This is a genomic window from Candidatus Streptomyces philanthi (assembly GCF_059553635.1).
Map to the genome: position 1 here is coordinate 1 of NZ_JCANQV010000359.1, position 5,241 is coordinate 5,241.

Sequence of the window (5,241 nt, forward strand, 5' to 3'; positions counted from 1 at the left end):
GCGTCCCCCGTGCGCCACTTCCCCGCAGCCCCCGCCGCCGTCCCGGACGGCCCCCGGACGTACCCCGGTCCGCCGCCACCACCAGCGCCGCCAGCAGCGTCGTGAGCGGTACCGACGCCACCAGACCGATGCTGCCCACCAGCGTGCGGACGATCTCCTCCGCGACCACCTCGCTCGACGCGACCGCGCCGATGCCGCTGCGCGCGATCGAGAACAGCAGCAGCAACGGCAGCGCCGCGCCCGCGTAGGCCATCACCAGGGTGTTGACGACGGACGCGATGTGGTCCCGCCCGATGCGCATCGCCGCCCGGTACAGCGCCCGCCAACCCGCCTGCGGATCGGCCTCCTTCAGCTCCCACACCGCCGCGGTCTGCGTCACCGTCACGTCGTCGAGCACCCCCAGCGAACCGATGATGATCCCCGCGAGCAGCAGCCCCCGGATCTCGATGCCCGGGTAGAGGCTGTGCACCAGCCCCGTCGTGTCGTCCGTATTGCCCGTCAGCAGTGCCCAGTCGAGGAACACCGAGCCCAGCAGCCCGATCAGCAGCAGCGACGCCAGCGTGCCGAGCACCGCCACCGACGTCCGCGCCGTCACCCCGTGGCACAGGTACAGCGCGATGAGCATGATCGCGCTGCCGCCGACCACCGCCACCAGCAGCGGGTCCGATCCCTGGAGCACCGCCGGCAGGATGAACAGCGTCAGCACCCCGAAACTCACCGCCAACGCGACCAGCGCCAGCACCCCGCGCAGCCGCCCCACGACCACCACCGCGCCCGCGAACACGGCCGCCAGCACCCACAACGGCACCGTCCGGTCCACATCGCTCACCGCGTACTGGAGATCCCTCGGCGCCTTGGGGGAGTAGGTGACGACCACCTCCTGGCCCTCGGTGTAGCGCCGCAGCGCGTCCGGCGTCACCACCGCCTCGAAGGTCCGCCTGGCGTTCTGGCCCGTCGTCACCTCGACCGTCGCCCGCTCGCACCCCGTGCCCTTCGCGGCCGCGCCGCCGCCCGCCGGGCTCCCCGGGGGCGCGCCCGGCCGCTGCTGCGGCTCGGCGTGCACGGCGGCGCAGTCGACCCGCTCCACCTTTGTCACCCGGGCCTTCTCGGTCGGCTGGTCGAAGCCCACTCCTGACGGTGGGTGGGACGGCGCGCCACCCGGCCACAGCACCACCAGCCCCGCCACCACCGCGGCGGCGAACGGGATCAGCACCGCGGCGATCACCGTCCGCAGATGCCGGGAGACGGGCGCCGCGGGGCCGTGGCCATGGGCGTGGGAATGGCCGTGGCCGGGGGCCCGCGTGGGCGGGGAGGACTCGGTGCTGGTCACCGCCCGATCATCGCAAGAAGTCACGGGCCCCCTGTTCACCGCGGCGCACCGGCCGCTACCGTGGTGCCACCTTTGCAATCGCGGGAGCTTGGAGCACCGGGCTGAGAGGGCGCTGACCCCTGTAGGACCTACGGGAACCGCTGCGTCGACCGCCGAACCTGTTACCGGGTAATGCCGGCGTAGGGAGTGGGTCTCAATGACTCTGCAGGATGCACGCACGCCCGAAAACGGTGGGCCCAGCTCCGTCACGGAGATCGGCTGGCACAAGGGCTACCTCACCGGATCGCGCCCCGACCTGCGGGTACCGGTCCGCCGGGTGCATCTGACCAACGGCAAGGACGTGACGCTCTACGACACGTCGGGCCCGTACACCGACCCGAACATCGACACCGACGTCCGCCGCGGACTCGCCCCGCTGCGCGAGAACTGGATCATCGGACGCGGCGACACCGAGGAGTACCCGGGCCGCCCGATCCGCCCGGAGGACGACGGCCTCAAGCACACCTCGCCGCGCGGCGGGCTGCGCAACCTCGACGCGGTCTTCCCCGGCCGCCCCCGCCAGCCGCGTCGCGGCCGCGACGGTGCCGTCACCCAACTCGCGTACGCGCGACGGGGCGAGATCACCTCCGAGATGGAATACGTGGCGCTGCGCGAGGGGCGCAGCCCGGAGTTCGTCCGCGACGAGATCGCGGCGGGCCGGGCCGTGCTCCCCGCCAATGTGAACCACCCGGAGAGCGAGCCGATGATCATCGGCAAGAACTTCCTGGTGAAGGTCAACGCCAACATCGGCAACTCCGCGGTCACCTCCTCCATCGAGGAGGAGGTCGAGAAGATGACCTGGGCCACCCGCTGGGGCGCCGACACGGTGATGGACCTGTCCACCGGCCGCAACATCCACACCACCCGCGAGTGGGTGCTCCGCAACTCCCCCGTCCCCATCGGCACCGTCCCCCTCTACCAGGCACTGGAGAAGGTCGACGGCAAGGCCGAGGAACTGACCTGGGAGATCTACAAGGACACCGTCATCGAGCAGGCCGAGCAGGGCGTCGACTACATGACCGTCCACGCCGGCGTGCTGCTGCGCTACGTCCCGCTGACCGCCCGGCGCAAGACCGGCATCGTCTCCCGCGGCGGCTCGATCATGGCCGCCTGGTGCCTGGCGCACCACAAGGAGTCCTTCCTCTACGAGCACTTCGAGGAGCTCTGCGAGATCCTCGCCGCCTACGACGTCACCTACTCCCTCGGCGACGGACTGCGCCCCGGCTGTATCGCGGACGCCAACGACGAGGCGCAGTTCGCGGAGTTGCGGACGCTCGGTGAGCTGAACACCGTCGCCAAGCGGCACGGCGTCCAGACGATGATCGAGGGCCCCGGGCACGTCCCCATGCACAAGATCAAGGAGAACATCGACCTCCAGCAGGAGATCTGCGAGGAGGCCCCGTTCTACACGCTCGGCCCGCTCACCACCGACGTCGCCCCCGCCTACGACCACATCACCTCCGGCATCGGCGCGGCGATGATCGCCTGGTGGGGCACCGCGATGCTCTGCTACGTCACCCCCAAGGAGCACCTGGGCCTCCCGGACCGTGACGACGTCAAGACCGGCGTCATCACGTACAAGATCGCGGCCCATGCGGCGGACCTCGCCAAGGGCCACCCGGGCGCCCAGGACTGGGACGACGCGCTCTCCGACGCCCGCTTCGAGTTCCGCTGGGAGGACCAGTTCAACCTGGCCCTCGACCCGGAGACGGCCCGCGCCTTCCACGACGCGACCCTGCCCGCGGAGCCGGCGAAGACCGCCCACTTCTGCTCGATGTGCGGGCCGAAGTTCTGTTCGATGAAGATCAGCAGAAGCATCACAGAGCAGTTCGGCGGCGTCCCGGACGCCACGCCGGAGGAGATCGAGGCCGGGATGCTGGAGAAGTCGAAGGAGTTCGCGGCTTCCGGCAATCGCGTCTACCTTCCGCTGGCCGACTGACCTGGAACCATCGAACGGGCCTGCGGCCTCATGAAGAGAGCCGCAGGCCCGTTCGATGGGAGACCCTTCAAGCGCAGGCCGGGCAGTCACAGAGTGCACCGAGGCGGCGTCGTGTTCCTGTGACAGTTCCGCGAGTGATGGAAATTAGAACTTTCGTATTGCGTTCGAGAATTTAGAGGTTGTCTCACGTGGCTTGATGTTCGTTCGGCATGATGCCGGTCGTGGGTGCTGATCTGTCGAAGCGTCTGGTTCCTGATGAGCTCTGGGAGCTGGTCACCCCGTTGCTGCCGTCGTTCGCCGCTCGTCCGCAAGGTGGTGGGACCGCTCCGTGTGACGAGTGGGCCGTGTTCACGGCAGTGGTGTACGTGCTGACCAGCGGCTGTGCCTGGCGGCATCTGCCGCCGACGTTCGGCACGTCGCCCGCCACCGCGCATCGCCGCTTCACGGTATGGACCGAGGCCGGCCTGTGGCGTCGGCTGCACCGGGCGGTGCTGGACGAACTCGGGGCCCGGGGCGAGGTGGACTGGACCTCGGCGATCGTCGACGCGGCCTCCGTTCGCGCCAAAAGGGGGGATCGCTGACCGGGCCGAACCCGGTCGATCGCGGCAAGAAGGGCAGCAAGCTGCACGTGCTGTCCGATGCCCAGGGCATCCCGCTCGCCGTCGCCGTGTCCGGCGCGAACATGCACGACAGCCTCGCCCTCAAGCCGCTCGTCCGCGGCATACCCGCCGTCCGGTCCCGCCGGGGACCACGGCGGCGCCGACCCGTCAAACTCCGCGCGGACAAGGCGTACTTCTCCGCCGAGCTCTTGGCCTGGCTGCGCGAGCGCGGGCTCGTCGCGCGCATCGCGCGACCCGGCATCAAGTCCGGCGAACGCCTCGGTCGGCACCGCTGGAAGATCGAACGGTCGATCGCCTGGCTCTTCGGCTACCGCCGCCTCGCCGTCCGAACGGGCGCGGACCGGGGCCGCCCGCTCGCGTCAGCGCCTTCGGGGAACCCTCAGCCGTTCAGCGGGAGTTGGGCCACCAGCAGCTTGCCGGCCATGGTGATGCCGCCGTCCATCGCGATGGCCAGCCCGTCGGCGTAGACGTGCGGTCCCTCGACGGCGACGGGCTCGCTCTCGCCGTCCTCCGCGCCGACCTCGCCGAGCAGGTACGGGATCGGGCTGTGGCCGTGGACGACGCGCTCGCCCCCGTAGGCGTCGAGGAGTTCGCGGGCGGCCAGGGAGCCGGCCTCCTCGTCGCGGAAGGCGAAGCGCTTGGTGAACTTGCGGAACAGTTCCCACACTTCGTCGGCCTCGCTGCGGGTCAGCACCTCGTGGACGGTGTCGTTGACGTCCTCGATCGTGTCGCCGTAGTCGAGGTAGGCGGTGGTGTCGGAGTGGACGAGCAAGTGTCCGTCCTCCTCCATCACGGCGTCCAGCCGGGCCATCCACTGGAGGTGGTGGTCCTGGAGACGGTCCATGTCGGTCTTCTGGCCGCCGTTGAGGAGCCAGGCCGCCTGGAAGGAGGCGGTGCCGGCGCCCGACTGCACGGGCGTGTCGCCGAACCGCTTGGCGCCGAGCAGCAGCAGTTCGTGGTTGCCCATGAGGGCCTTGCAGTACCCGCCGGCCGCTGCGGCCTCGGCCGACAGCTGCATGACGAGGTCGATCACGCCGATGCCGTCGGGGCCGCGGTCGGTGAAGTCGCCGAGGAACCACAGCCGGGCGTTGCCAGCCGCCCAGTTGCCCTCGGCGTCGATCAGCCCCTCCGCGGCGAGCGCGGCGCGCAGTTCGTCGTGGTAGCCGTGCACATCGCCGACGACGTAGAGCGGCCCGGGGCCGGGCGTGTCGGAGCCCGCCGCCTCGGGCGCGGGGAGGAGGCCGGCGGCCGGCTGGTCGATGAGGGTGTCGGTACGGCTGATGACGGGGAGGTCGCGTGCGGTGGGCGTGTAC

General features: G+C 70.6%; 5 protein-coding genes. 3 read left to right on the forward strand and 2 right to left on the reverse strand.

What is annotated here, in order from left to right:
* Positions 1-1,330: YibE/F family protein (locus tag AC51EU_RS26760; protein WP_496269657.1), on the reverse strand; the 1,330-nt coding region annotated here is incomplete at its 3' end.
* 196 nt (positions 1,331-1,526) lie between these two features.
* On the opposite strand from AC51EU_RS26760, the gene thiC reads away from it, so the two are divergent.
* From thiC to AC51EU_RS26775, 3 genes are all read left to right on the forward strand, one after another.
* Complete coding sequence (gene thiC / locus AC51EU_RS26765) at positions 1,527-3,308, forward strand: phosphomethylpyrimidine synthase ThiC (protein WP_496269658.1); 1,782 nt, start codon at positions 1,527-1,529, stop codon at positions 3,306-3,308.
* 221 nt (positions 3,309-3,529) lie between these two features.
* Positions 3,530-3,889, forward strand: a complete 360-nt coding sequence (locus AC51EU_RS26770; protein WP_496269659.1) for a transposase — start codon at positions 3,530-3,532, stop codon at positions 3,887-3,889.
* Positions 3,775-4,395, forward strand: coding sequence for a transposase (locus AC51EU_RS26775; RefSeq protein WP_496269660.1), 621 nt, complete (start codon positions 3,775-3,777; stop codon positions 4,393-4,395). Before AC51EU_RS26770 ends, AC51EU_RS26775 begins: the two co-directional genes overlap by 115 nt.
* On the opposite strand, the gene AC51EU_RS26780 is transcribed toward AC51EU_RS26775, so the two are convergent.
* The coding region (locus AC51EU_RS26780) for a metallophosphoesterase (RefSeq protein WP_496269661.1) at positions 4,308-5,241 on the reverse strand (934 nt) is incomplete at its 5' end. The genes AC51EU_RS26775 and AC51EU_RS26780 overlap by 88 nt on opposite strands.

What these genes read in the sequence shown, in the direction of transcription:
- thiC (WP_496269658.1), top strand. Translation starts at nt 1,527, where the DNA reads ATGACTCTGCAGGATGCACGCACGCCCGAAAACGGTGGGCCCAGCTCC.